Origin of the sequence: Delftia sp. WSY_22, from assembly GCF_043104185.1 — a bacterium.
GTDB classification, from domain to species: domain Bacteria; phylum Pseudomonadota; class Gammaproteobacteria; order Burkholderiales; family Burkholderiaceae_C; genus Comamonas; species Comamonas tsuruhatensis.
Genome location: NZ_JBICKN010000035.1, coordinates 31,010 through 56,030, shown reverse-complemented (window position 1 = coordinate 56,030; position 25,021 = coordinate 31,010). Strand labels below are relative to the sequence as shown.

Annotated in this window: 19 protein-coding genes; 7 read left to right on the top strand and 12 right to left on the bottom strand. The window is 66.0% G+C overall.

What is annotated here, in order from left to right:
• Positions 1–47: 47 nt before the first annotated feature.
• Positions 48–1,457 (bottom strand): CoA transferase, encoded by a 1,410-nt coding sequence (locus ACF8NF_RS18185; protein ID WP_288897574.1) that lies wholly within the window; start codon positions 1,455–1,457, stop codon positions 48–50.
• A gap of 100 nt (positions 1,458–1,557) precedes the next feature.
• On the opposite strand from ACF8NF_RS18185, the gene ACF8NF_RS18180 reads away from it, so the two are divergent.
• From ACF8NF_RS18180 to ACF8NF_RS18165, 4 genes are all read left to right on the top strand, one after another.
• The gene (locus tag ACF8NF_RS18180; protein ID WP_016447453.1) at positions 1,558–2,751 is read left to right on the top strand and encodes a citrate synthase family protein; all 1,194 of its coding nucleotides are present in this window, start codon (positions 1,558–1,560) and stop codon (positions 2,749–2,751) included.
• A 114-nt stretch (positions 2,752–2,865) separates the two neighbouring features.
• Positions 2,866–3,111: a type B 50S ribosomal protein L31 gene (locus tag ACF8NF_RS18175; RefSeq protein WP_012206708.1), complete on the top strand. Its 246-nt coding sequence runs from the start codon at positions 2,866–2,868 to the stop codon at positions 3,109–3,111.
• 155 nt (positions 3,112–3,266) lie between these two features.
• Positions 3,267–5,006 carry a hypothetical protein gene (locus tag ACF8NF_RS18170; protein WP_016447454.1) on the top strand — a complete coding sequence of 580 codons (1,740 nt, stop codon included), beginning with the start codon at positions 3,267–3,269 and terminating at the stop codon, positions 5,004–5,006.
• Positions 5,003–6,370, top strand: coding sequence for an MATE family efflux transporter (locus ACF8NF_RS18165; RefSeq protein WP_154833859.1), 1,368 nt, complete (start codon positions 5,003–5,005; stop codon positions 6,368–6,370). The genes ACF8NF_RS18170 and ACF8NF_RS18165 overlap by 4 nt, the downstream gene beginning before the upstream one ends.
• Before the next feature lie 28 nt (positions 6,371–6,398).
• Here the strand turns inward: ACF8NF_RS18165 and phoR are convergent, their stop codons facing one another.
• From phoR to pstS, 7 genes are all read right to left on the bottom strand, one after another.
• Complete coding sequence (gene phoR, locus ACF8NF_RS18160; protein WP_016447456.1) at positions 6,399–7,793, bottom strand: phosphate regulon sensor histidine kinase PhoR; 1,395 nt, start codon at positions 7,791–7,793, stop codon at positions 6,399–6,401.
• A 120-nt stretch (positions 7,794–7,913) separates the two neighbouring features.
• Positions 7,914–8,609 carry a phosphate regulon transcriptional regulator PhoB gene (gene phoB, locus ACF8NF_RS18155; RefSeq protein ID WP_016447457.1) on the bottom strand — a complete coding sequence of 232 codons (696 nt, stop codon included), beginning with the start codon at positions 8,607–8,609 and terminating at the stop codon, positions 7,914–7,916.
• Between the two features lie 20 nt (positions 8,610–8,629).
• Positions 8,630–9,331, bottom strand: coding sequence for a phosphate signaling complex protein PhoU (gene phoU / locus ACF8NF_RS18150; RefSeq protein ID WP_016447458.1), 702 nt, complete (start codon positions 9,329–9,331; stop codon positions 8,630–8,632).
• Between the two features lie 13 nt (positions 9,332–9,344).
• Positions 9,345–10,127 carry a phosphate ABC transporter ATP-binding protein PstB gene (pstB, locus tag ACF8NF_RS18145; protein WP_016447459.1) on the bottom strand — a complete coding sequence of 261 codons (783 nt, stop codon included), beginning with the start codon at positions 10,125–10,127 and terminating at the stop codon, positions 9,345–9,347.
• A gap of 38 nt (positions 10,128–10,165) precedes the next feature.
• Positions 10,166–11,029, bottom strand: a complete 864-nt coding sequence (gene pstA / locus ACF8NF_RS18140) for a phosphate ABC transporter permease PstA (RefSeq protein WP_034347746.1) — start codon at positions 11,027–11,029, stop codon at positions 10,166–10,168.
• A 17-nt stretch (positions 11,030–11,046) separates the two neighbouring features.
• Entirely contained in the window at positions 11,047–11,985 is a 939-nt protein-coding gene (gene pstC, locus ACF8NF_RS18135; protein ID WP_016447461.1) for a phosphate ABC transporter permease subunit PstC, read from the bottom strand.
• 172 nt (positions 11,986–12,157) lie between these two features.
• The gene (pstS, locus tag ACF8NF_RS18130) at positions 12,158–13,198 is read right to left on the bottom strand and encodes a phosphate ABC transporter substrate-binding protein PstS (protein ID WP_016447462.1); all 1,041 of its coding nucleotides are present in this window, start codon (positions 13,196–13,198) and stop codon (positions 12,158–12,160) included.
• Positions 13,199–13,447: 249 nt separating this feature from the next.
• Between pstS and ACF8NF_RS18125 the strand changes: the two genes are divergently transcribed.
• On the top strand, positions 13,448–14,932 hold the full coding sequence (locus ACF8NF_RS18125; RefSeq protein WP_016447463.1) for a Ppx/GppA phosphatase family protein: 1,485 nt from the start codon (positions 13,448–13,450) through the stop codon (positions 14,930–14,932).
• Between the two features lie 116 nt (positions 14,933–15,048).
• On the opposite strand, the gene ppk1 is transcribed toward ACF8NF_RS18125, so the two are convergent.
• Positions 15,049–17,241: a polyphosphate kinase 1 gene (ppk1, locus tag ACF8NF_RS18120; protein WP_370690595.1), complete on the bottom strand. Its 2,193-nt coding sequence runs from the start codon at positions 17,239–17,241 to the stop codon at positions 15,049–15,051.
• A 461-nt stretch (positions 17,242–17,702) separates the two neighbouring features.
• On the opposite strand from ppk1, the gene ACF8NF_RS18115 reads away from it, so the two are divergent.
• On the top strand, positions 17,703–18,674 hold the full coding sequence (locus tag ACF8NF_RS18115; protein ID WP_252652159.1) for a Ppx/GppA family phosphatase: 972 nt from the start codon (positions 17,703–17,705) through the stop codon (positions 18,672–18,674).
• Between the two features lie 109 nt (positions 18,675–18,783).
• Positions 18,784–20,637, top strand: a complete 1,854-nt coding sequence (locus ACF8NF_RS18110; protein WP_016451338.1) for an EAL domain-containing protein — start codon at positions 18,784–18,786, stop codon at positions 20,635–20,637.
• A gap of 86 nt (positions 20,638–20,723) precedes the next feature.
• On the opposite strand, the gene glmM is transcribed toward ACF8NF_RS18110, so the two are convergent.
• The 3 genes from glmM to ftsH form a co-directional block, all read right to left on the bottom strand.
• Positions 20,724–22,067 carry a phosphoglucosamine mutase gene (glmM, locus tag ACF8NF_RS18105; protein ID WP_252652158.1) on the bottom strand — a complete coding sequence of 448 codons (1,344 nt, stop codon included), beginning with the start codon at positions 22,065–22,067 and terminating at the stop codon, positions 20,724–20,726.
• Between the two features lie 16 nt (positions 22,068–22,083).
• Positions 22,084–22,920, bottom strand: a complete 837-nt coding sequence (gene folP / locus ACF8NF_RS18100; RefSeq protein ID WP_016447468.1) for a dihydropteroate synthase — start codon at positions 22,918–22,920, stop codon at positions 22,084–22,086.
• Between the two features lie 138 nt (positions 22,921–23,058).
• Positions 23,059–24,981 carry an ATP-dependent zinc metalloprotease FtsH gene (gene ftsH / locus ACF8NF_RS18095; RefSeq protein ID WP_016447469.1) on the bottom strand — a complete coding sequence of 641 codons (1,923 nt, stop codon included), beginning with the start codon at positions 24,979–24,981 and terminating at the stop codon, positions 23,059–23,061.
• Positions 24,982–25,021 lie beyond the last annotated feature (40 nt).

Here is a 25,021-nt window from a genome sequence, read left to right as displayed (position 1 = left end):
GGCCCCTCTGCGAACGCCTCGCTCACGCGGGGCGTTTTGCATTCAGCTCACCATACAGCGGCAGCCGTACCCAGGGCGCAAGCCGCACGCTCCCAGTGCATGGGAGCGCCCGCCACCTCCACCGGCGCCCGCAGGCGCCGCGCGGGCCCCCAGGAAGTGGCCTCGACGGCCGCGCCGAAATCCGCACAACGGTCCACCGGCGCCAGCGTGCAGGAGTCCGGATCACCGACGCCCTGGCCCGCCAGGAGATGGGCCGTGCGCGCCAGCGAGGCTTGCACCGTGCTGCCGCCCAGCCCCTGGCTGCGCCGCACCAGCGCCATCACCACGGCGGCCGCCATCAGATAACCCGTTGCATGATCCAACGCCTGCAGCGGCAACGGCGTGGGCCGGTCGCGACCCAGCTGACGCATGCCCGCATCGGCAATGCCGGCGCTCATCTGCACCAGACTGTCGAAACCGCGCCGCTGCAGCCAGGGCCCGCTCCAGCCATAGGCATTGAGCGACACGTCGATGAGCGAAGGATTCACCTGCCGACGCCACGCGGCACCGAATCCCAGGCCTTCCAGCGCGCCGTCCCGGTAGCCATGGACCAGCACATCGGCCCCGGCCAGCAGTTGCTCGAACACGGCACGATGCTGTGGCGCCCGCAGATCCAGCCGGGCACAGCGCTTGCCCAGCGTGACCTCGGGCACCGTGCCGGGCTCCTCCCAGCCCGGCGGATCGATGCGCAATACCTCGGCGCCGTGACCCGCCAGCCATCGCGTGGCAGCGGGGCCGGCCAGAATGCGCGTCAGGTCCAGCACGCGCAGCCCCTGCAGCGGCCGCCTGGCCGATGGCTGCCAGGCACCCGCATGCCGGCTCGATTGCGGATGCGGATGTGGATGCATCTGCCACGCCAGCAAGGGCTCCCGCTGCACTGCGCGACCCTGCGGGTGCGCGGCCCATTCAGACAGCCCGCGCATGGCTGCGGCACAGCCGCCTTGCGCCACAACGGCCGACTCCAGTTCTTGTGCTGCCCAGCGCTCGACCGCGGCAGCCACGGCCTCGCGTTCGGCGGGCGCATCCAGAACGGCCAGTGCCGCTGCACGGTGATGGGGCGCATTGGTATGCAGGCGAATCCAGCCGTCCGCCGTGCGGTAGTCGCCGGCCACGGAATCCCACAGCGCGGGCATCTCCCAGCCCTGCGGATGCAGGCTATGGCCAAACCACAAGGAGGCAAGCCTGCGATCCACCACCACACGCGGCGCTGCAGCGTCGAGCTGCGCGATCAACTCGGATAGGCAAAGGCCTGCCACGCCCAGGCTGGCGGCCGCCAGATCGGAGACCGGGAACACGGAGGCCAAGGAGCCACGACCTCGCTGCTCCAGACGTTGGAGCGCCGCCGGATCACCATCCAGCGCCTCCCAGATCTGGCCGGTGCAATGGTCGAAAGCGCAGGGAAAAGGGAGACGGGACATGGAGCACTCCTGGCAGCTGAAACAAGGCTTGGAACTCGCACCATAGGTTCCTGGTAAATATTGTCAATATTGATTCAATTAATCAACATATGATCGACCCATGCCCGACTACCTGAACTCCACCGAGGCCACCGCGCTGCTGGGCGTGAGCCGTGCCACGCTGTACGCCTATGTCAGCCGAGGCCTGCTGCAGGCCCACGCCGCAGACACGCCGCGCCAAAGCCGCTACCTGCGCGAAGAGGTCGAGCAGCTCGCACGCCAGCGCGGCCAGGGCCGCAAGCCGCGCGAAGTGGCGCAGGCCGCGCTCAGCTGGGGCCTGCCGGTACTGGAGTCCACGATCACATTGATAGAAAAGGGCCGCCTGTACTACCGGGGCGAGGACGCCGTGCACTGGGCGCGAACCCGCACGCTGGAGGAGACAGCCGCCCTCTTGTGGCAATGCCCGACCCAGGCAGCCTTCGCTGCAAACGCCGTGGAGGCCGCGCCTTTGCTGTCCGACCTGCAGCAGCGCATGGCAGGCCAACCGTGCGAAAACACATTGCTGCCCCTGTTCACCGTCGCCAGCGATGACACGGCCACCGCTGCCTGGCAGCAATCACCCGAACGGCTGGCGGCAGGCTGCGGTGCGCTGTTGCGCCTGCTGGCTGCCTGCCTGCTGGGCACCGTGCCGGACAAGGCCGCCATCCATCTGCAATGCGCACGGGCCTGGAAGCTGGATGCGCCAGGCGCGGACCTCGTGCGCATGGCCCTGGTGCTGTGCGCCGACCATGAACTCAACGCATCAGGCTTCACGGCGCGCTGCGTGGCCTCCACGGGCGCAAGCCTGCGCGCTGCCGTGGTGGGAGGCCTTGCCGCTTTGACAGGCGGGCGCCACGGCGGCACGACCGCGCGCGTGGAAGCGCTGTGGGACGAGGTGGGCGAGCAGCAGATCGCCACCCGCCTGCGCCAGCGTCTGGCGCGCGGCGAATCCCTGCCCGGCTTCGGCCACCACCTCTACCCTGATGGCGACGTGCGTGCCGCCCTGCTGCTTGACATGCTGCCGGCGCATGGCCCGGCAACGATGCTGGCCAAGGAGGTGATGGCGCTGACGGGGCAGGCGCCTTCGGTCGATTTCGCGCTGGTGGCCCTGCGGCGGCATCTGCAGCTGCCGCCGGGCAGCGCCTTCGGCCTGTTCGCGCTGGGCCGCTGCGCCGGCTGGCTGGCGCAGGCGCTGGAGCAGCGTGCCACCCGGCAAATCATCCGTCCGCGCGCGGCGTACACGGGCCCCAGGCCTGCCGGTTTGGCACGGAACTGAGTACTATGCGATAATGCAGGGCTTTTTCTTGCGGAAAGTACGCTTGATTTGAACCGCTACAAAGGTTGCAGCGGGTCAGGCACGGCTACCGCACTTGCATCAGAAGGAAAGATCATGAAAGAAGGCATCCACCCCAACTACCGCGAAGTGCTGTTCGTGGACCTGTCCAACGGCTTCAAGTTCGTGACCCGCTCCTGCGTGAACACGAAGGAAACCGAAACCTTCGAAGGCAAGGACTACCCCCTGTTCAAGCTGGACACCTCGTCCGAGTCGCACCCCTTCTACACCGGCACGCAAAAGTCGGTGGACAACATGGGCGGCCGTGTGGAGCGCTTCCGCAACCGTTTCGGCAAGAAGTAAATCCTGCTTCTCCGGCCAGAAGGGCAGCACGGGCAACCGCGCTGCCCTTTTGTTTTTCGCAGTCCGGCCAATCCATGCCGGCCAGGCATGCCCCATTCTTTTCGAGGCCCTTGCTTCGCGTATTCTTGCGCCCTCCGTTGCAGAAAGTCCTGTGAGTGAACCAGCCCACCCCTGCCATCGTTGCCCAAAGCGCCGTGCGCCGCCTGCCGCGCTGGTCGCTGCTGCTGCTGTGCCTGGCCTATGTCGTGCCCGGATATGTGGGGCGCAGCCCCTGGCGCATGGCCGACATGGAGGCCTTCGGCTACATGCGGGAGCTGGCCCTGGGCCATACCTCCTGGCTGGCACCGCGCATGGCGGGGCTGCTGCCCGAATCCGAAGGCCTGCTCTCGTACTGGCTCGGTGCGCTGGCCATGCAGGGAGCACCTTCCTGGCTGCACCCGGAGATGGCGGCACGCCTGCCCTTCATCGCCATGCTGGTGATCACGCTGGCGGCCACCTGGTGGGGCGTGTACTACCTGGCGCGCACACCGGGCGCACGCCCCGTGGCCTTTGCCTTTGGCGGTGAGGCCCAGCCTACCGACTATGCGCGCGCCATGGCCGACGGAGGGTTGCTGGCCCTGGTGGCCTGCCTGGGCCTGGCCCAGCTCTCCCACGAAACCACCAGCTACATGACCCAGCTGGGCTGCGCGGCCCTGCTGTTCTTTGCCGCCGCCGCCATGCCCTACCACGGCCGCACGGCCACGCTGGCATTGCTGCTGGGCCTGCCCGGCCTGGCACTGAGCGGCGCGCCGACCGTGGCCACGCTGTTCGGCCTGGGCGGTACCGCCATGGCATTCTTCTCGCGCACCTGGGGCGACGAAGCCACGCCCGCCCCACGCGCATCACGCCTGTGGACCGTGCTGTGGCTGGCGGTGACGATCTTGGCGGCCGCACTGTCCTGGTGGCTGGACCAGTGGGCCTGGCGCGTGGTGGACAGCGGCACTGCCAAGGAATGGCAAAGCCTGGTCAGGCTGCTGCTGTGGTTCAGCTGGCCCGCCTGGCCGCTGGCACTGTGGACGCTGTGGGTCTGGCGTCGCCAGATCGCCACGCCCCGGCGCTATCCCCATCTGGCGCTGCCGCTGTGGTTTGCCATCATTCCGGTGATCGCTTCGTTGAGCACGCTGCCAGCAGACCGCGCCCTGCTGCTGGGCCTGCCCGCCATCGCCACGCTGGCGGCCTTTGCCCTGCCCACGCTGCGCCGCAGCATCAGCGCCCTGATCGACTGGTTCACCCTGCTGTTCTTCAGCGCCGCGGCCATTGCCATCTGGGTGATCTGGCTTTCGCTGCAGACCGGCATTCCCGCCAAGCCCGCCGCCAATGTGGCAAGGCTGGCCCCGCAGTTCACGCCGGAATTCTCGGTGCTGTCCTTCGCCGTGGCGGTGGCCGCCACCCTGGCCTGGTGTGTGCTCGTGGCCTGGCGCACCTCGCGCAACCGTGCGGCCATCTGGAAGAGCCTGGTGCTGCCCGCCAGTGGCGCCACGCTGGCCTGGCTGCTGCTGATGACGCTGTGGCTGCCGCTGATGGACCATGCGCGCAGCTTCGAGCCACAGATGCGCCTGGTACTGGCCGAACTGCCCAGGGACGGCAGCTGCGTTCAAACCTATGGCCTGCCGCGCGCCCACATTGCCGCGCTGCGCTACTACGGTGACATCGATACCCAGCGCCTGAGCATGGCCGGTGCCGCGCGCTGCGACTGGATGGTGGCCGAGGAAGAAACCTGGCTGGATCCTCACAGCGCACGTCTGCAGGCCACCTGGGAGACCGTGGCCCGCGTGGTACGCCCCACCGACCGCAAGGACTTCCTTCTGGTCTTGAAACGCAGGCCTGAGGCGAGGCCCGTCCAGGTCAAGCCATGAACCTGCCAGCGCACGCCCCCCTGAGCGCTGAGCGACGCACCATTGCCCAGCATGCCTTGACCGTGCTGGCCGGGCAGCTGGCCGTGATGGCCTTCGGCGTGACCGACACCATCGTGGCGGGCCGCTATTCAGAAGAGGCGCTGGCGGCGCTGTCCGTGGGATCGGCCATCTTCGTGAGCGTCTACGTCTCGCTGATGGGCATTTTCCAGGCCCTGCTGCCGCTGTGGGCCGAGCACCGCGGCGCCGGACAGCCCCAGGTCATAGGCCGCACGCTGCGGCAGGCCATGTACATGCTGCTGGCGGCCTGCGCCGTGGGCATGGGCGTGCTGCTGTTTCCCGATGCACTGCTGCGCTGGGCCGATGTTCCGCTGCCGCTGCAGGTGCAGGTGCGGGCCTATCTCTCGGTGCTGGCCTGGAGCCTGCCGGCCGCCCTGCTGTTTCGCATCTACAGCACGCTCAACCAGGCGCTGGGCCACCCCTTGCTGGTGACCTGGCTGCAGCTGGTGTCGCTGCTGATCAAGATCCCTTTGTCCATCTGGCTGGCCTTTGGCGGAGCCGGCCTGCCGGCCTTGGGCGCCGAAGGCTGCGCCTGGGCCACGCTGATCGTGAACTACGCCATGGTCGCGCTGGCCTTGTCTTTGATGCGCAGCCAACGCCTGTACGCACCGCTGGCGCTGTGGCAGCGCATGGAGCCGCCGGACTGGCCCCAGCTGGCGCAGTTCGCGCGCCTGGGCATTCCTGCGGGACTGGCGATTCTGGTGGAGGTGACATCGTTCACGCTGATGGCCTTGTTCGTGGCGCGCCAGGGCACGCTGGCCTCGGCCAGCCACCAGATCGCCGCCAACCTTGCGGCGCTGTGCTACATGGTGCCTCTGTCACTGGCCATTGCCACCAGCGCACGGGTCAGCTACTGGCGCGGCGCCGGCGACGAGGTCACGGCGCGGCGCCTGGTCGCCATGGGCTGGCGATTGGCGGCAATGGGCGGGTTGGTGCTGGCCTGTGCACTGTTGCTTTCCCGCGAGGGCCTGGCCCGCATCTACAGCGGCAACCCCGAGGTGGTGGCCATCACCGCCAGCCTGCTGGCCTGGGTGGCTGCCTACCATGTGGCGGACGCCATCCAGACTTTCTGCATCTTCGTGCTGCGCTGCTACCGCATCACCGTGGCGCCGCTGGTCATCTATTGCCTGCTGCTATGGGGTGGCGGTCTGGCCGGCGGATACTGGCTGGCCTATGGCACGGACAGCGTCCTGCCCGCCTGGCTGCACCCGGGCACGCCCGCCCCCTTCTGGGCCGGCAGCGCCTGTGCGCTGCTGGTGACCGCAGTGGTGTTCAGCGCGGTCGTACGCAAGGCCACGAACCGCTGAGCGGGTAGCGGCCATCCGTCAGAGCGCGCTATGCGGCGCGGCTGCCCCGGCTGTCGCTGCTGTCACGGGCCTCGGGCGCAGGAATGCGCACCCGGCTGGCCGGAAAGGTCACCGAAAACTCCGATCCCTGGCCCGGCGCGCTGGTGATGCCCAGCTTGGCACCATGGCGCTGCAGCACATGCTTGACGATGGCCAGGCCCAGGCCCGTGCCGCCGGTATCGCGCGAACGGCTGCGGTCCACGCGGTAAAAGCGTTCCGTCAGGCGCGCCAGGTGCTTGGGCTCGATCCCTGGCCCGGAGTCCTGCACGGCAAAGCGTGCCGATCCATCGGGCAAGGTCTCCCAGGTGACGTCGATGCGCCCGCCTGCCGGTGTGTAGCGCATGGCGTTGGCCAGCAGGTTGGAGAAGGCGCTTTGCAGCTCGGCGCTGGCGCCAGCAACCTCGCCGGCCTGCGCCAGCATCTCGGCCGACGGAAAGCTCAGCGCATGCGGCAGGGATTGCTTGCGCGTCAGCATGGACGACAGGCCGCGCGCCTCGTTTTCGCAGCGCTGCATGAGCTGGGCCACGGGCACCCATTCGTTGCTGCTGGGCAGCGGACTGCCCTCCAGGCGCGACAGCGCCAGCAGGTCTTCCACCAGATGCTGCATGCGCTCGGCCTGCTGGGCCATCAGGCCCAGGTAGCGGTTGCGTTCCTCGGGCTCCAGCGGCAGGTTCTGCAGCGTCTCGACAAAGCCCACGAGCACGGTCAGCGGCGTGCGGATTTCATGCGAGACGTTGGCCACGAAGTCACGGCGCATGGCCTCGGCCTGCTCCACCGCGGTCACATCGCGCGCCAGCAGCAGCTTGCGCCCTTCGCCATAGCCGTACAGTTGCACCGACAGCTTGACGGGGCGCGAGGCCGTGCTTTCGCGGCCCTGCATGACCAGATCGCGCGAGAAATCCTGGGTGGCGAAATAGGCGCTGAACTCGGGGTCGCGCACCAGGTTGCCAATGCTTTGCAGCAGGTCGCGTTCGGCATCGAAGCCGAACTGGCGCGCCGCGATCTGGTTGCACCATTCGATGCGGCCGTCGGCATCCAGCAGGACCACGCCGTTGGGACTGGCCTGCAGGGCAGAAAGAATGTCATTGAGCCGCTGGTCGCCCTGCTGCACCTGCTGCACGCTCTGGCGCAGCCAGCGGCGCATGCGCACGCTGGCTTCTCCCCAGATGCCGCTGAGTTCAGGCGCCTCCCGCAGCTCCGACTGGCGCAGCCAGGACAGCAGGCGCATGGCGTTCCAGCTGTCCACCAGCCACCAGATCCAGCCCGCGCACAACGCACCCGCCAGGGCCGCCACGGCCTGTGACGCCATGCCGGGGCTGGAGGCCGCCATGGCGCCCCACAGCCACCATCCCAGCAATGCGCCCGCGATCTGGGACGCCAACAAGCGAAAACCTCGCCAACCCATACTTGCGCCTTCTTTGCGTTGTATTCGCTGCCTGGGGCAGCGGCGCCCGGGCATGGCCTGCGGGGGCCATGCGTGGATTCATTGGAACGCAGGACCGCCTCAGGCCAGCGCCTGCGCGCTGAGCCGGTAGCCGGCGCCCCGCACCGTTTCGATCAATGCACCGGCCATGCCCAGCGCCTCGCGCAGCCGCTTGACGTGGACGTCCACCGTGCGCTCCTCGATGAAGACGTGATCGCCCCAGACTTTGTCCAGCAACTGGGCACGGCTGTGCACACGCTCGGGGTGCTTCATCAGATAGTGCAGCAGCTTGAACTCGGTGGGGCCCACCTTGATCATGTCGCCCTGCCAGCTCACGCGGTGCGCGGCGGCGTCGAGCACCAGCTCGCCGATGCTGACCTTGTCCTGGATCTGCTCGGGCGCGCGGCGCCGCAGCACGGCACGGATGCGCGCCAGCAGCTCCTGGGTCGAGAAAGGCTTGGTGATGTAGTCATCGGCACCCGCATCGAGCCCCGCCACCTTGTCCGGCTCATCGCCGCGCGCCGTGAGCATCAGGATGGGCACGGCCTTGGTGCGGCTGTCGGCGCGCCACTTGCGCGCCAGGGCCAGACCGCTGGCACCGGGCAGCATCCAGTCGAGCAGGATCACGTCGGGCAGCACGGCATCGAGCTCGCGCTGCGCGGTCACGCCGTCCTCGGCCCAGACCGGCTGGAAGCCGTTGTGCCGCAGGTTGACAGCGATCAGCTCCGCGATGGCGGGCTCGTCCTCGACGATAAGGACCATGGGCATCTTCTTCATCCGTTGTTCGCCTCCGGCACTTACAGCACTGCCGACTCGATGGCATCCATGGTCTGGTGGCGGACATCCTTGCCCTCCACCAGATAGATGATCAGCTCGGCCACATTCTTGGAGTGGTCACCGATGCGCTCAATGGCCTTGGCCAGGAACAGCAGGTCCAGGCTGGCCGAGATGGTGCGCGGGTCTTCCATCATGTAGGTGATGAGCTTGCGCACGAAGCCGTCGAACTCCTGGTCGATCAGGTCATCTTCCTTGAGGATGGCCACGGCCGCCTTGGTGTCCAGCCGCGCAAAGGCGTCCAGCGTCTTGCGCAGCAGGCCCGAGGCCATCTCGGCCGCAGTGCGCAGGTCGCCCGTGGGCAGGGAGCGTGCGGCGCCGCTTTCGATGATGGACTTGACCATGCGCGCCATCTTGTGCGCTTCGTCGCCCATGCGCTCCAGGTTGGCCGTGGCCTTGGAGAAGGCGATCAGCAGGCGCAGATCGCGCGCCGTGGGCTGGCGCCGGGCAATGATGGACGACAGTTCGTGGTCGATCTCCACTTCCATGGCATTGACGCGCTTTTCTGCGGCATCGACCTGCTCCACGGCCTCGATGCTGAAGCGCGACAGCGCATAGACGGCCTGGCGGATCTGGGACTCGACCAGGCCGCCGAGTTCCATGACGCGCGCCGAGACGCGGTTGAGTTCGCTGTCGAACTGGCTGGAAAGGTGTTTTTCGGTCATCGATGGCTCCTGCTCAGCCGAAGCGGCCGGTGATGTAGTCTTCCGTTTCCTTGCGCTGGGGCTTGAAGAACATCTGCTCGGTGTCTCCGAATTCCACCAGGTCGCCCAGGTACATGTAGGCCGTGTAGTCGCTGCAGCGGGCCGCCTGCTGCATGTTGTGCGTGACGATGACGACGGTGTAGTCGTTCTTCAGTTCGGCAATCAGCTCCTCGATCTTGGCCGTGGAGATCGGGTCCAGGGCCGAGCAGGGCTCGTCGAGCAGCAGCACTTCGGGCTTGATGGCAATGCCGCGTGCAATGCACAGGCGCTGCTGCTGGCCGCCGGACAGGCCCGAGCCGCTTTGCTGCAGCTTGTCCTTGACCTCGCCCCACAGGGCCGCCTTGCGCAGTGCCCATTCCACACGGTCGTCCATGTCGGAGGAGCTGAGGTTTTCAAACAGCTTCACGCCGAAGGCGATGTTGTCGTAGATGGACATGGGAAACGGCGTGGGCTTCTGGAACACCATGCCGACCTTGGCACGGATCAGCGCCACGTCCTGCTTGCTGGTCAGCAGGTTCTCGCCGTCCAGCAAGATCTGGCCTTCGGCGCGCTGCTCGGGATACAGCTCGAACATGCGGTTGAAGGTGCGCAGCAGCGTGGACTTGCCGCAGCCCGACGGGCCGATGAAAGCCGTGACCTTCTTTTCGGGAATGTCCAGGTTGATGCCCTTCAAGGCGTGGAACTTGCCGTAGTAGAAGTTCAGGTCGCGCACCGTCAGCTTGGAAGAGGTCAGCGCGCTGGAAGAGGTCGCAGTCATTGCGGAATCCTTGTCCTGGTTGATTGCTTGTTGCTGCATTACTTCTGGCGTGTCAGGAAACGCGCCAGGATATTGAGACCGAGCACCGCCACGGTGATCAGGAACACACCGGCCCAGGCCAGTTGCTGCCAATTCTCGTAAGGGCTCATCGCGAACTTGAAGATGGTCACCGGCAGGCTGGCCATGGGCTTGGACAGGTCGGCATTCCAGAACTGGTTGTTCAGCGCCGTGAACAGCAGCGGGGCGGTCTCGCCGGCAATGCGGGCCACGGCCAGCAGCACGCCGGTGATCACGCCGGCGCGCGCTGCACGCAGCGTCACCATGATGATGACCTTCCACTTGGGCGTGCCCAGCGCGTAGGCGGCTTCGCGCAGGCTGGCAGGCACCAGCACCAGCATGTTCTCGGTGGTGCGGATGACCACGGGAATCACGATCAGCGCCAGCGCCACCACGCCCGCATAGCCGGAAAAGCTCTTGAAGCGCGCCACGACCACGGTGTAGACGAACAGGCCGATCACGATGGACGGCGCCGACAGCAGGATGTCGTTGACGAAGCGTGTGGTATTGGCCAGCCAGCCACGCGCATCGTATTCAGCCAGGTAGACACCGGCCATCACGCCGATGGGCGTGCCCACGAACGTGGCCAGGGCCACCATGATCAGCGAGCCGAAGATGGCGTTGGCAATGCCGCCGGCCTCATTGGGCGGAGGCGTCATCTCGCTGAACAGTGCCAGGCTCAGGCCGCCGATGCCCAGGGTGATGGTCTCCCACAGAATCCAGATCAGCCAGAACACGCCGAAGGCCATGGCAGCCAGGGACAGGGTCAGCGCCACCTGGTTCACACGCTTGCGCTGGGCATACTTGGCCTGGCGCACGCGCGACAGCTCGGCGGCATTGATCATCTTGGTGGAGGTGCTGCTCACGAGCGTGCTCCTTCATTCTTTTGCAGGCGGTTGAGCAGGACCTTGGAGCAAGCCAGCACCACGAAGGTGATGAAGAACAGCACCAGACCCAGATAGATCAGCGAAGCCTGGTGCAAGCCCTCGCCCGCTTCGGCGAACTCGTTGGCCAGGGCCGAGGTGATGCTGTTGGCAGCCTCGAAGACCGACAGCGAGTTGAGCTGGTTCATGTTGCCGATCACGAAGGTCACGGCCATGGTCTCGCCCAATGCACGGCCCAGGCCCAGCATCACGCCGCCGAGCACGCCGGTCTTGGTGTAGGGCAGAACCACCTTCCAGACCACTTCCCAGGTCGTGGAACCCAGGCCATAGGCGGACTCCTTGAGCAGGGCCGGAGTGACCTCGAACACATCGCGCATCACGGAGGCGATGAAGGGAATGATCATGATGGCCAGGATGATGCCGGCCGACAGGATGCCGATGCCCACCGGCGGGCCGGACACGAAGGCCTCCAGATAGGGAACGCCCTGGAACAGCTTTTGCAGGGGCTGCTGCACGTAGGTGGACAGCACGGGGCCGAACACCATCAGGCCCCACATGCCGTAGACGATGGAAGGCACGGCGGCCAGCAGCTCCACGGCCGTGCCCAGCGGGCGCTTGAGCCAGGCCGGCGACAGCTCGGTGAGGAACAGCGCGATGCCGAAGCTCACGGGCACCGCAATCAGCAAAGCGATGGCCGAGGTGGCCAGCGTGCCGTAGATCATGACCAGGCCGCCGAATTCGTTGCGAACGGGGTCCCAGACACTGCGGCCGAGGAAACTCAGGCCGTATTCATAGATGGCGGGCCAGGCACCGACCAGCAGCGAGGCCAGGATGGCCAGCAGCAGGCCCAGCGTCAGCAGCGCGGCCAGACGCGCGAGAGCGCCAAACAAGCGATCCGCCACGCGCCCCGACAGCATCGGGGGGCGTAGCGGAGAAGGTGTGCGTCGCTGGGAAGCCTGTGCAGAGGCGGCCAGCGAGTTCGAGGGCGACGTTGTGGACACGTGAGGCGCCTTTATTCGCGGTTTGTGAAGGGATCAGGGGAGCCATGATGCACCTGCCGGCGGTGCGCCATGGCCCCCTTTTCAGGGTTTACTTCAGGGAAATGGCAGTGCCGGAGGTGTCCTTGATCTGGCCCCAGGATTGGAAGATCACGTTCTTGACGGCGTCAGGCATGGGCACGTAGTCCAGGTCGGTGGCGGTCTTGTCGCCGGACTTGTAGGCCCACTCGAAGAACTTCAGCGAGGCAGCGGCCTGTGCAGGCTTGTCCTGGGCCTTGTGCATGATGATGAAGGTCGCCGAGGTGATGGGCCATGCCTCCTTGCCAGGCTGGTTGGTCAGGATCTGGTAGAAGCTCTTGGCCCAGTCGGCACCGGCAGCAGCGGCCTTGAAGGTGGCGTCATCAGGGGACACGAAGGTGCCGCCTGCGGTCTGCAGCTGGGTGTAGGTCAGCTTGTTTTGCTTGACGTAGGCGTACTCGACGTAGCCGATGGAGTTGGGCAGGCGACCCACGAAGGCGGCCACGCCTTCGTTGCCCTTGCCGCCTGCGCCCGTGGGCCAGTTCACGGCCTTGCCTTCGCCAACCTTTTCCTTCCACTCGGCATTGACCTTGGACAGGTAGTTGGTGAAGCCGAAGGTGGTGCCCGAGCCGTCAGCGCGGCGCACGGGAGCGATGGTGGCGTCAGGCAGGTTCACGCCCGGGTTCAGGGCCTTGATGGCCTCGTCATTCCACTTGCTGATCTTGCCCAGGTAGATGTCGCCCAGCACCTGGCCGGTCAGCTTGAGCTGGCCGGGCTGGATGCCCTTGATGTTGACCACGGGCACGATGCCGCCGATCACGGTGGGAAATTGCACCAGACCCTTCTTAGCCAGTTCTTCATCCTTGAGCGGCTCGTCGGAGGCGCCGAAGTCCACGGTCTTGGCTTCGATCTGCTTGATGCCGGCGCTGGAGCCCACGGACTGGTAGTTGATCTTCACGCCGGTGGCCTTGTTGTAGTCCGCAGCCCACTTGGAGTACAACGGAGCCGGGAAGCTGGCGCCTGCGCCAGTGGCTTCCTGCTGAGCCAGGGCCTGGCCCACGCCGCCCGCAGACAGAGCACCAGCCACCAGAATGTGAATCACAGACAACTTCATGTACAGACCTCTTAGGGGTTGAAAGATGCGATGGCTGGACTGTAAGAAGGCTTTGTGACATTGATGTGACATGGAAAAAAGGCGTCACAAACAGCAGGACTTCCCATGTAAGAACCCGGTCATCGCGATGTCACAATTCCGTCTTAGTCTTGTGTGTCGCACGAGCAGGCACCAGACAGGTGCAGCCCTGCCCCCCCTCGGACATCGCTGTGCAATCGTGCTCGACGAATCTTGATTGGCGTTTCTTTCATGGCACCAGAATCCCTGCTCGCTGCCGTTGACCTCGGGTCCAACAGCTTTCGCCTCGAAATAGGCCGCGTCGGCAGCCACCAGCGCATAGAGCGCGTGGAATACCTCAAGGAAACCGTGCGCCAGGGCAATGGGCTCAACGAGCGCCATGAACTGACTGACGAAGCCATGCAACGCGGCTGGGACTGCCTGGCACGCTTTGGCGAACGGCTGGCCGGCTTTGCGGCCGACCAGGTCCGCGCCGTGGCCACACAGACCCTGCGCGAGGCCCGCAACCGCGATGTCTTCATCGCGCGAGGCAGCACCCTGCTGGGCTTTCCCATCGAAGTCATCTCGGGCGAGGAAGAGGCCCGGCTGATCTATCGCGGCGTCTCCAGCCTGCTGCCGCCGTCGTCTCAACGGCGTCTGGTGGTGGACATTGGCGGGCGCTCCACCGAAGTCATCATCGGCCAGCATGGCGAAGCGCGCCAGGTGGCCTCCTACCCCATAGGCAGCGTGGCCTGGAGCACGCAGTTCTTTGGCGAGGGCACGCTGTCGCGCGCGCACTTCTCGGCCGCCATCAAGGCGGCGCAGGCAGCCCTCACCCAGACCGTATCGGCCTATCCAGCCACCGCCTGGGACTGCGCCTATGCATCGTCAGGCACGGCCAACGCCGTGGGCGACATCCTGGCTGCCAACGGATATTCCGGCGGGCTGATCACGCCCGACAGCCTGCGCTGGCTGCATGAGCAGCTGATGGAGGCCGGCCATGTGGACCGCATCCGCCTGGCCGGACTCAAGGAAGACCGGCGAGCCGTCATCGCCGGCGGCCTGAGCATTCTGATGGCCGCCCTGGGCCTGCTGGGCATCGACGAACTGGAGGTTGCACAGGGCGCGCTGCGCCAGGGCGTGCTGCACGATCTGCTGGAACACGAGCCGCCTGCCGACCGCGAAGCCGCCGAGATCGCGGCTCTGCAACAGGACTTCGGCATTGACGCATCCCACGCACTGCGTGTTCGCAAGGTGGCACGCTGGGCCTGGCAATCGCTGCAGGCGCAGCAGCCGCCCGATGCACTGGCCACGCACGCACTGGACACGGCTGCCAGCCTGCATGAGATCGGCATGCGCATCTCTCTGAGCGCCTACCACCGCCACGGCGCCTACATCACCGAACACTGCAGTGCCGCCACCTGGCCCGTGGAGCTGCGCGAACGCATCACCCAGCTGGTGCTTGGCCACCAGGGCAAGCTGCGCAAGCTCGAGGCAGCCATCGAGGACCGGGCCGTGGCCTGGCCATTGCTGGCGCTGCGCCTGGCCGTGCAGCTGTGCCACGCCCGGCGCGATCCCGATCTGCAGGGCATGCGCCTGCACCGCTCGGACAGCGTCTTTCACCTGACCGTGCCGGAAGGCTGGACCAGGAGCTACCCCCAGTCCGCCCAGTTGCTGCGCACCGAAGCCGTGGCCTGGCAGAAGACGCCCTGGACGCTGCAGTTGCATCTGCACTGAACACCGAACGTCTCCGGCTGCCGCAGCGACAAGCAAAAAGCCCTGCCAGCGCAATGCGTTGGCGGGGCTTTTTCGATTGCACAGGGCAGGCGCGCGGCACCCTGACAGGATACGGCTCAGGCCCGAGGGCCGTAACGCTCCATCAAGGCGTTCTGCGCCCCCAGGCCCGTGGTCGGATAGGGTGCGCGCTGGTAGGCACCATTGGCTTCAAGCGTCCAGGCGTCGCGGTTGTCATGCAGGCTGGCGACAAGACATTCGTCTATCACCTGCTGGCGCAACGCCGGATCGCGCACAGGCCAGGCCAGCTCCACCCGGCGCATCATGTTGCGGTTCATCCAGTCCGCACTGGACAGCAGCAACTCCTGCTGATTGCCCCAGGCAAAGTAGAAGACGCGCGAATGCTCCAGGAAGCGGCCGATGATGGAGCGCACGCGGATGTTGTCCGTCCAGCCCTTGCGCTGCGGCGGCAGCATGCAGGCGCTGCGCACGATGAGATCGATGCGTGCGCCCTGCTGACCGGCACGCACCAGGGCCTGCATGAGCAGTTCGTCAGTCAGCGCATTCATCTTCAGCACAATCCGCGCCTCTTCGCCGCGCTGTGCGGCCTCGCCCACCTGGGCAATCAGCGCCAGCATGCGATCGTGCAGCTGGAACGGTGCAATCACAAGCTGGTGCAGCTTGGGCAAGCGGTTGTGGCTGGACAGGTGGCTGAACACGGCATCCATGTCGGCCGTGATCTGCGCATCGCAGGTCAGCTGGCTGATGTCCGTGTACAGGCGCGCCGTGCGCACGTTGTAATTGCCGGTGGACAGGTGGCCGTAGCGCTTGAGCTGGCCGCTGCGCTTTTCGCGCCGGGTAATCAGCAGCATCTTGGCGTGCGTCTTCAGGCCCAGCACGCCGTAGACCACCTGGGCGCCCAAGGCCTCCAGCTTTTCGGCGGAGTTGATGTTGGCCTCTTCGTCAAAGCGGGCCTTGAGCTCCAGCACGGCCAGCACTTCCTTGCCGCGGCGAACCGCCTCGGCCAGCAACTGCATGATCTCGGAGTCCGATCCCGTGCGGTAGATGGTCTGCTTGATGGCCAGCACCTCAGGGTCATTGACGGCTTCGCGCAGCAGCTCCAGCACGCCGTCGAAGCTCTCGAAGGGCTGGTGGATCAGCACATCACGCTTGCGGATCTGGGCCATCACCGAGCGGCCCGGCTGCAGCTGGCGCGGCCATGCCGGACGCCAAGGCGGAAACAGCAGCGCGGGGTCATCGACCAGATCCACCAGTTGCGACTGGCGCACCAGGTTCACGGGCCCCTTGACGCGGAACAGTGCCTCGGTCGGCAGGCCGAACTGGCCCAGCAGCAGGTCGGACAGCATGGGCGAGCAGGCAAAGGACACCTCCAGCCTCACCGCCTGGCCGTAGTGGCGATGGTGCAGACCCTGGCGCAGGGCCGTGCGCAGGTCGCTGACGTCTTCCTCATCCACTGCCAGGTCCGAATGGCGCGTGACACGGAATTGCGCAAACTCCGCCACCTCACGCCCCGGGAACAGCTCGACGAGATGGGCGCGCACGATGCTGGAGATGCTCACGAACAGGCGCTGCTTGCCCGCGATCTTCTCGGGCAGGCGCACCAGGCGAGGCAAGACACGCGGCACCTTGACGATGGCCACCTCGTTGGCACGGCCAAAGGCATCGACACCTTTGAGGCGCACGATGAAGTTCAGCGCCTTGTTGGCCACCTGGGGGAATGGATGGGATGGGTCCAGGCCCACGGGCATGAGCAGCGGCTGGACCTCGCGCAGGAAGTACTCGCGCACCCATTTGCGCTGGGCGCTGCTGCGCTCGCCATGGGATACCACGCGTATGCCCTGCCCCGCAAAGGCCGGAATCAGCGACTGGTTGTACAGCGTGTACTGGCGCAATACCAGCTCATGCGCCTTGTCCATCAGCGAGCGGAAGCTCTGCAGGGTGTACAGGCCCTTGGCGTCGCCGGCCTTGGCGGCCGTCACATGCGGGGCGCAACGCACCTCGAACCATTCGTCGAGATTCGAGGAGACGATGCACAGATAGCGCAAACGCTCCAGCAGCGGCACATCTTCACGCACGGCCCAATCCAGCACGCGCTCATTGAAGGCCAGGATGCAATGGTCACGGTCAAGAAACTGTTGCTGCTGCTCTTGCACTTCACCGCTTTCGGCTGTGGCGTGCAGTCCAGTGTATCCGGGGGCGGGAAGCCTTGCAGAAGAAGCAGAGGCAGAAGCCGCAATAGCCTGGCCCTGCAGCTCCGACAAGGCGGTGGAGAGGCTTTTCGCCAGGGGCATCATCGGGACATTCAGGGGTGCAGAGACGGGTATGGGAGCTGTCTGGCGGGCCATGCCCAGCGAAGCCGGCCCTTCGGGCACGGCACGCGCTCCCTGTTCATGTTCTGGTTCGGCAGGTGCGGCAGAGGCGCCACCGGGAATCGGCGTGAATGTCTGGGGCATGGATGCAGGGGCCCGGCCTGGGCAGGACCCGGTAGTCACCCCGCTAGCCGGGGATTCGGGCAGTCTGCCCCGGATTTATGACATGTTCATGACATGCATTCCTCTGTTCATGACATCTGTCATACAAGCCAAGCCAGGCGCAAGCAACGGCGCAGAAACCGTCACGCAAAAGTCATGACCCAGTCACACCGGCACGAGAGCGACGCGAGATCGCCGGGGTGCTAAGCTAGCTGCCTTCCCCTGGATGCCGTTGGCTGCTGCAAACCTGCCGCAGCCGTGCCGTCGTCCGCCTTTCGCGCATGCCCTCTTCCAATCCCCCCGAAAGCCGCCTGGCCGCCATCGACATTGGCTCCAACAGCTGCCTGCTGGCCATGGCCCGCAGCGACGGCGCAAAGGTACAGCTGCTCAGCCATCGCAAGGAAGCCATACGCCTGGGCAGCGCCCTCGACGCCCAGGGCGCCTTGAGCCTGGAGGCCATGCAGCGCGGCTGGGCCTGCCTGGAGCGCTATGCGCAGGTGCTGGGTGATTTGCCCCGCCACCGCGTACGTGCAGTGGCCACGCAGACGCTGAGAGAGGCATCGAATCGCCAGATCTTCCTGGACGAAGGCCAGCGCATCCTGGGCTGCCCCATCGAGGTCATTGACGGCGAGGAGGAAGCACGCCTGATCTATCGCGGCGTCGCCCAGTTGCTGCCGCCCGGCGCCCAGCGGAGGCTGGTGGTGGACATCGGCGGCCGCTCGACCGAGCTGTGCCTGGGTCAGCAGCGGCAAGTACTGCAGGCACGCTCCTTCGCCTTCGGCAGCGTGACCTGGGCCTTGCGCCACTTCCCCGATGGCGAGTTGTCGGCCCAGGCCCTGTCCCAGGCCGAAGCAGCCGTGGCCGACATCATTGCGCCCGAAGCAGGACTTTTCGCTGCCGGGCAATGGAGCCATGCCTATGGCTCCTCGGGCACGGCCGGTGCCATTGTCAAGGTCCTGGCCCATGCGCCCGGGGGCACGGCCGGCTGGATCACGCGGCAAGGGCTGGACTGGCTGCATGCGCAGTTGCTGCGCGCAGGCCATGTCGACCGTGTGAACATGGACGGACTCAAGGAAGAGTTGCGCCCCATGATCGGCGGCGGCATGAGCGTGATGCGGGGCATCTTCTCCAGCCTGGGCATCGAGCGCATGCGCGTCACGCACGGAGCCCTGCGCCATGGCGTGCTCTATGAATTGGCCTACAAGCTCGATGCGCAGTCCAAGGGCCGGCAACGACAGTCCACCGGCACCTGAAAACCAAGGCCCTGCCCTCGCCAGGGAACGACAAAATGCTGTTTTGCGCGCAAGTGCTACACTTTGTAAGTTCCCCCTCATCCCTTTACCACCGCCCTACCGCTTCGCCATGTCCGCGCCGACGATTGCGTACGACCCTGTACTCGAACGTCCGTCTTCGATGATGGCGGCGTCGCTGCAGCGCAGCCTGCGCGAGCAGCAGGCACTGCTCGACAATGCCGGCGTGGGCATCGTCTTCATCCGCCAGCGCGTCATCGTCCGATGCAACCAGTGCTATGCCGACATCTTCGGCTACGCGGGCGAGCATGCGCTGGTCGGCATCAACAGCGAGCACCTGCACCCCAGCCGCGACGAGCTGCGCAGCCTGGGGCGCGAGGCCTATCGCACGCTGAGCGCGGGCCTGTCCTTTCGCACGCAGCGCCGCCTGCGCCGCAAGGATGGCAGCCTGTTCTGGGGTGAACTGACGGGCCGGCTCATCAATCCGGGCGATGCACGCGAAGGCTCCATCTGGATCGTCAGCGACATCGACGACCGTCTGCGCGCCCAGCAGGCCCTGAGCCAGGCCCACGAACTGCTGGAGCAGCAGGTGCGCGACCGCACACGCGAACTCAGCGCCACGGTGGAGAACCTGCACCGCGAGATCGCCGACCGCAAGCTGGACCAGGAACGCATCTACTGGATGGCGCACTACGACGCGCTCACCGGCCTGCCCAACCGCACGCTGCTGGCCGAGCGCAGCGCCCGCGCCATCGAGCTGGCCAAGGTCAACGACACGCCGCTGGCCGTGATGTTCCTGGACCTGGACCATTTCAAGCATGTCAATGATTCGCTGGGCCATCGCGTGGGCGATGCCCTGCTGGTGGAGATTGCCCGCCGCCTGCGTGCCGTCGTGCGCGACCGCGATACGGTGGCCCGCATCGGCGGCGACGAATTCGTGCTGCTGCTGCCCGGCGCCAATGCCCAGGGTGCGGCCCGCGTGGCAGGCAAGCTGCAGGAGGCGTCGCGCCAGGCCTACCAGATCGACCGCCACGAACTGACCATTGCGCCGTCCATGGGCATCGCGCTGTACCCGCGCGACGGCCACGACATCGACTCGCTGACACAGGCCGCCGATGCGGCCATGTACCACGCCAAGCAGGCCGGCCGCAACACCTACCGCTTCTTCACTCCGCAGATGCAGGCCCAGTCCCTGCGCGCCCTGCAGCTGGAGAACGCCTTGCGGCGGGCGCTGGAACGCAATCAGCTGTATCTGCATTACCAGCCGCAGATCACCCTGAGCACCGGACGCGTGCGCAGCGTGGAGGCACTGCTGCGATGGGAGCATCCCGAGCTGGGCTCGGTTTCGCCCGCGGAGTTCATCCCCGTCGCCGAGGATAGCGGCCAGATCCTGCAGATCGGCGAATGGGTGCTGCGCAGCGCCATGCAGCAACTGCAGGCCTGGCGCAATGCGGGGCTGCGGGACCTGAAGGTGGCCGTGAACCTGTCGGCCATCCAGTTCCACCAGCAGCAACTGCCCGAAATCATCAACCGCATCCTGCTCGACAGCGACCTGCCGGCCGATTCTCTGGAGCTGGAGCTGACCGAGGGCGTGGCCATCCATGATCCGCGCCAGGCCACGGCCACCATGGACCGGCTGCGCGAGCATGGCGTGCGCCTGGCCATGGATGACTTCGGCACCGGCTATTCATCCCTGAGCCAGCTCAAGCGCTTTCAGATCTACAAACTCAAGATCGACCAGTCCTTCATCCAGGACCTGGACCACGACAGCAATGACCGCGCCATAGTCAGCGCCATCATCCGCATGGCCCAGGCCCTGGGCATGCAGACCACGGCCGAAGGCGTGGAAACGGAGGCGCAGCTGCAGTTCCTGCGCGAGCAGGGCTGCGATGAAGCCCAGGGCTACCATTTCAGCCGCCCGCTGCCGCCCCAGGCGCTGGAGGCCTTTCTGCGCAGCCAGGGCTGAACGGCTCACCGCGCCACGGTCTGCAGACGAAAAAGCCGAAGACTGCAGCTTCGGCTTTCCATGGCCGGGAACGTGCCGCCCGCCGCTCAGGGCGTGGGTGAATTCTTCGCCACGCTGGCCAGGCGCTCGGCGCAGCGGCTGGCCTGGTCACCATCGCGTGCCTCCACCATCACGCGCAGCAAAGGCTCGGTGCCGCTGGCGCGGATAAGCACGCGCCCCGTATCGCCCAATTCGGCCTTGACGGCCTCGGTGGCTTCCTCAAGCTGGGTGTTGCGCTTCCAGTCCTGGCCCGGCTGCAGCCGCACGTTGAGCAATACCTGGGGAAACAGCTGGACTGAAGACAGCCACTGCGACAGGCTCTTGCCCGAACGCACGCAGGCCTGCAGCACCTGCAGCGCGCTGACCAGGCCATCGCCCGTGGTGTGCTTGTCCAGCGCCAGCAGATGGCCCGAGCCCTCGCCCCCCAGGGTCCAGCCCTGGCGGTGCAGCTCCTCCAGCACATAGCGGTCGCCGACCTTGGCGCGCACAAAGCCCACCCCCTGGGACTTCAGCGCCACCTCCACGGCCATATTGGTCATCAGTGTGCCCACGGCACCCGGCACGGCCTCGCCACGCGCCAGCCGGTCGGCCGCCATCAGGTACAGCAGTTCGTCGCCGTTGTAGAGCCGGCCAGCCGCATCGACCAGCAGCAGCCGGTCGGCATCACCATCCAGCGCCACACCGAAGTCGGCCTTGTTCGCTCGCACGGCCAGCACCAGGGCCTCGGGATGGGTGGCACCCACGCCTTCGTTGATGTTCAGTCCATCGGGCGCACAGCCAATGGCCACCACATCGGCCCCCAGTTCATGGAAGACCTTGGGGGCGATCTGGTAGGCCGCGCCATGGGCCGCATCGACCACGATCTTCACACCCTTGAGCGTGAGCGCATGGTCGAAGGTGCTCTTGCAGAACTCGATGTAGCGCCCTGGCGCGTCTTCAAGGCGCCGGGCCTTTCCCAGAGCGGCAGAGTCGACCCATACGGGATCTTCGGTCAAGGCCTGCTCGACCTCTTCCTCCCAGGCATCGGGCAGCTTGGTGCCCTGTGCGCTGAAGAACTTGATGCCGTTGTCGTAATAAGGGTTGTGGCTGGCGCTGATGACCACGCCCAGGCTGGCGCGCTGGGCGCGCGTCAGATAGGCCACGCCCGGCGTGGGCAAGGGGCCCAGCAGCATCACGTCCACGCCGGCAGAGTTGAACCCGGACTCCAGCGCGCTCTCCAGCATGTAGCCCGAGATCCGCGTGTCCTTGCCGATCAGCACCATGGGACGGGCTTCCTTGCGCCGCAGCACACGGCCCACGGCATGCGCCAGACGCAGCGCGAAGTCGGGGGTGATGGGCGAACGGCCCACCAGGCCGCGAATTCCATCGGTACCAAAATATGTGCGTGCCATAGTGCTCCTTTGTTGTTCAGTCGTTGTCGTGCATGGTCTGCCAGACCGTCAATGCCGCCACCGTATCGGCCACGTCGTGCACGCGCACCACGCGCGCGCCACGCTCCACCGCCAGCAGTGCCGCCGCCACGCTGGGCACCATGCGCTGGCCCTGTGGACGGCCACTGACCTGCCCGAGCGAGCCCTTGCGCGACCAGCCGGCCAGCAGCGGGAAGTCTAGGCCCAGCAATTCATGCTGGCGTGCAAGCAGGGAAAAATTCTGTGCCACGCTTTTGCCGAAGCCGATGCCATAGTCCCAGACGATGCGCTCCCGCGCCACGCCCCGGGCCAGCAGGGCATCGCTGTGCAACTGCAGGAAATCGCGCACGGCGGGCACGGCATCGCCTTGCATGGGCGTGGTCTGCATGTCCTGCGGCGTGCCATGCATGTGCATGAGACAGATGCCGCAGCTCGGGTGCGCGGCCACCACCTGCTGCGCGCCCGGCTGGCGCAGCGCCCAGATGTCGTTGACGATGTCGGCCCCCAGATCCAGCACGGCCTGCATGACCTCGGGCTTGTAGGTATCGACGGAGACAGGCACGCCCAGTTGCACTGCGCCCTGTACAACAGGCAGCACGCGCCGCAACTCCTCATCCAGCGGAACAGCCGGTGAGCCGGGCCTGGTGGACTCGCCGCCAATATCGAGGATGTGCGCGCCCTCACTGACCAGTTGCTCTGCATGCCGCAAGGCCTGCTCCACCGTGTTGTGCCGCCCGCCGTCGGAAAACGAGTCGGGCGTCACATTGACGATGCCCATGACCAGTGGACGCTGAAGGTCTAGAACAAAGCGCGAAGTCTGCCATTGATGCGGCATGGGATTTCCTGAAGGTAGGCGCCCGCCGGACCGGGTTCATCGCTGGCCGTTGCGGGCAATTGAACACATCCTGCAAGCAAAGCAAAAGGGCCCCTCAGGGCCCTTTGCATGGGATTGGCCGATTCTGCGGCAAGCAGCTCAGGCCGTGGTGGGCGCAGGGTCGGCATCCACTGCCGGCGTGCCGCCGGACGAGTTGCCACCGTCGGACGACGGAGGGTTGCGCGGCACCCAGTCCTTGGGAGGACGCGGCTCACGGCCGGCCATGATGTCATCGAGCTGCTCGGCGTCGATGGTTTCCCAGTCGAGCATGGCCTTGGCCATGGCATGCATCTTGTCGGAGTTGTCCTCGATCAGCTTGCGCGCCAGTCCGTACTGCTCGTCGATGATGCGGCGAACCTCCTGGTCCACCTTCTGCATCGTCTGCTCGCTCATGCTGTTGGTCTTGCTCATCGAGCGGCCCAGGAAAGGCTCGCCTTCCTGCTCCGCATAGACCATGGGACCCAGCGCGTCGGTCATGCCGTAGCGGGTGACCATGTCGCGTGCGATCTGCGTGGCCCGCTCGAAGTCGTTGCTCGCGCCCGTGGTCATCTGGTTCATGAACACTTCTTCGGCAATGCGTCCACCGAACAGCATGGCGATCTGGTTGAGCATGAACTCCTTGTCGTAGGAGTAGCGGTCCTTCTCGGGCAGGCTCATGGTCACGCCCAGCGCACGGCCGCGCGGGATGATGGTGACCTTGTGCACGGGATCGCACTTGGGCAGCAGCTTGCCGATCAGTGCGTGGCCTGCCTCGTGGTAGGCCGTGTTGCGGCGCTCTTCCTCGGGCATGACCATGCTCTTGCGCTCGGGGCCCATGATGATCTTGTCCTTGGCCTTCTCGAAATCCTGCATCTCGACAGTGCGCGCATTGCGGCGCGCGGCCATCAGGGCTGCTTCGTTGCAGAGGTTGGCCAGATCGGCGCCCGACATGCCAGGCGTGCCGCGCGCGATCACGCCCGGGTTCACGTCCTGGCCTACAGGGATCTTGCGCATGTGCACATTGAGGATCTGCTCGCGGCCACGGATGTCGGGCAGCGTCACATACACCTGACGGTCGAAACGGCCGGGGCGCAGCAGCGCCGCATCCAGGATGTCGGGACGGTTGGTTGCAGCCACGACGATCACGCCGAGGTTGGTCTCGAAGCCGTCCATCTCGACCAGCATCTGGTTCAGGGTCTGTTCACGCTCATCGTTACCACCGCCCAGGCCTGCGCCACGCTGGCGGCCCACGGCATCGATTTCATCGATGAAGATGATGCAGGGTGCATTCTTCTTGGCGTTCTCGAACATGTCGCGCACGCGGGCCGCGCCCACGCCGACGAACATTTCAACGAAGTCGGAGCCCGAGATGCTGAAAAACGGAACCTTGGCTTCACCAGCGATGGACTTGGCCAGCAGCGTCTTGCCGGTACCGGGAGGACCGACCAGCAGCAGGCCGCGCGGAATGCGGCCGCCGAGCTTCTGGAACTTGTTGGGGTCCTTGAGGAAGTCCACGACTTCCTTGACCTCTTCCTTGGCTTCGTCGCAGCCTGCGACGTCGGCAAAGGTCACGGTGTTGTTGTTCTCGTCCAGCATGCGCGCCTTGCTCTTGCCGAAGCTGAAGGCACCGCCCTTGCCGCCGCCCTGCATCTGGCGCATGAAGTACACCCACACGCCGATCAACAGCAGCATGGGCCCCCAGCTGACGAGCAGGGTCATGAGGACCGAGCCTTCTTCGCGGGGCTTGACGTCGAACTTGACGTTGTTGTTGATCAGGTCACCCACGAGCCCGCGATCCAGGTAGGTGGCGGTGGTGCGCACCTTGCGGTCATCGTTGGTCGTGGCCACGATCTCGGTGCCGCCGGGGCTTTCCTGGATGGTGGCGCTCTTGATGCGATTGCTTCGCACCTCTTCCAGGAACTCGGAGTAACCGACATGGGACGCGCCAGCGCCGCCACGGGTGTCAAATTGCTTGAACACCGTAAACAGCACCATGGCGATGACCAGCCAGACGGCAATTTTTGAAAACCACTGATTGTTCAAGCGGGGCTCCAATGGGGGATACAGATAAAACGACTTCCAG